This window comes from Bacillus sp. C1 (assembly GCF_054570475.1).
In genome coordinates, this window is record NZ_JBTMZT010000030.1 from 1 (window position 1) to 1,849 (window position 1,849).

A 1,849-nucleotide genomic window follows, 5' to 3' on the forward strand; every position below is an offset into this window, starting at 1 on the left:
GCCAGATGGAAATATTCAAACAGGAGTGGAATATGCACCTCCAACGAACCAAATCGAAGAAGTATTGGTTGAGATTTGGCAAGAAGTGTTGAATGTGAAGCAAATCGGAATTCATGACAATTTTGTTGATTTAGGTGGACATTCATTAAAGGCAGCCATGCTTAAATCAAGAATTTTAAAAGAACTAGAGGTAGAAGTCTCTTTGGAAGCAGTATTTGATTATCCAAGAGTGACGGAACTAGCTGGATTTATTAGCGAATTAGAAAAGAAATCATTTGTAGCGATTGAAAAAATTGAGGAAGAAGAATTTTATCCGGTTTCTTCAGCTCAAAAACGATTGTATGCCATTCAACAGTTAGAGAGTGTGGGGTGTGCATATAATCTACCAGTAGTATTAGAGGTGGAAGGACCTTTAGATGTTCAACGCCTTCAGAAAGCTATTGAGGCATTGGTGCAAAGACATGAGGCTTTACGTACATCATTTCATTTGATAGAGGGAGAATTGGTACAGAAGGTTCATTCCCAAATGCAAGCTCAGTTTACGCACATGGAAGCCGTTGATGAAAACGAAGGAGAGGTTTTGATAGCTGGTTTTATTAGACCATTTCATTTAAGTAATGCTCCATTATTTCGCGCTGGTTTAATTCGCTTAAAGAAAGAGAGACATATTCTTGTAATCGATATGCATCATATTATTGCGGATGGTATATCTAAGGATATTTTTAACAGAGAGTTAGTCCAATTATATCGAGATGATAATCTGTCAAAATTATCGATACAGTATAAGGATTATGCAACTTGGCACAACAATATGAAACAAACTTCGAAATGGAAGGAACAGGAGGAATATTGGTTAAATCAGTTCTCGGGAGAATTGCCAATATTGGAATTACCTACAGATTATCCAAGACCCTCTGTACAACAATTTGATGGAAGAAAACTGTTATTTGAATTAACTCCTGAAATGACAAAGCAATTAAAGCAAATTGCTACAAATCAAGGTGCTACATTGTATATGTTATTGTTGGCTTCTTATCAAGTACTCTTATCAAAGTATGGAAATCAAGAAGATATTATTGTTGGTACTCCAGTGGCGGGTCGATTCCATCCAGATTTAGAATCTATTTTCGGCATGTTTGTTAATACTTTAGCTATCCGTAGTTATCCACAGGCTGAGCAAACGTTTGAGCAATTTTTATCTCAAGTTAAAGAACGGGTGTTCAAGGCATATCAGCATGGGGATTACTCGCTTGATGAATTGGTAGATAAATTATCAATTCGCCGGGATTTAAGTAGAAATTCCTTATTTGATACAATGTTTGTATTGCAAAATATGGATATGAATGAAATTGAAATCCCAGGGCTTACCTTTAAAACATTTGAAATAGAATGGAAAAAATCCGTATTTGACATGACTTGGGAAGCGGTTGAAAAAAATGGCTTACAATTTACAATTGAGTATAATACAAGCTTATTTACACAATTGAGTATAGAGCGGATGTTTGGACGTTTTAAACAAATTTTGCAACAGGTTGTGACAAATCCAACTATCCAGTTAGCAAATATTGAATGGGTAACGGAAGAAGAACAACAGGTTCTTTTAGAAGAATTCAATCAAACAGAAACAGAGTATACGCGGGAGAAAACAATTCATGAACAGTTTGAGGAACAAGTAGAGAAACATCCAGATCGATTAGCTGTTGTGTTTGAAGAAGCGACGGCAACTTATAGGGAGTTGAATGAACGGGCAAATCAAGTTGCTCGTGTGTTACGAGAGAAAGGTGTGGAGCGAGAAGCGTTTGTTGGGATTATGGTAGACCGCTCTATTGAAGCAATTGTCGGTGTGCTA

At 36.5% G+C, this 1,849-nt stretch carries 1 protein-coding gene; it reads left to right on the forward strand.

Going from position 1 to position 1,849, the window contains the following annotated elements; translation table 11 throughout:
• Positions 1–1,849 (forward strand): condensation domain-containing protein (locus ACX5JI_RS26355; protein ID WP_459503927.1); only part of this gene is annotated, 1,849 nt, incomplete at both ends.